Consider the following 689-nt stretch of genomic DNA (forward strand, 5'->3'; position numbering starts at 1 on the left):
TTTTTCCTCGCTGGTACAGGGATTTGATTAGGAATAGATCTCCAATCACCAGCGAAATGGAAATGGTTCTTCTTTCACAGGGATTTTCTTTCTTTTTAACCACATAGACACATAGAGAAAAAAGATAAAACCTATCAAACACCGGACATCGGTCATCAAACATCCCAACTCCCTAACTTCCCACTTTAAACCGCAGAGGCGCAGAGAAAAAGGTTCAATTGTCAATTGTCCCGTAGGGACTTAAGCTCGGTAGCTTAATAGATATTAGAATTTTCCTCGCTGGTGCAGGGATTTGATTTGGAATAGATCTCCAATTACCAGCGAAATGGAAATGATTCTTCTTTCGCATGGATTTTGTTTTTTTAAACCACATAGACACATAGAGAAAATAAGATATCTCCCATCAAACATCAGACATCCCAACTCCCTAACTTCCCACTTTAAACCGCAGAGGCGCAGAGAAAAAGGTTCAATTGTCAATTGTCCCGTAGGGACTTAAGCTCGGTAGCTTAATAGATATTAGAATTTTCCTCGCTGGTGCAGGGATTTGATTTGGAATAGATCTCCAATTACCAGCGAAATGGAAATGATTCTTCTTTCGCATGGATTTTGTTTTTTTAAACCACATAGACACATAGAGAAAATAAGATATCTCCCATCAAACATCAGACATCCCAACTCCCTAACTC

It is taken from the genome of Algoriphagus boseongensis (assembly GCF_004362805.1).
GTDB classification, from domain to species: Bacteria; Bacteroidota; Bacteroidia; order Cytophagales; family Cyclobacteriaceae; genus Algoriphagus; species Algoriphagus boseongensis.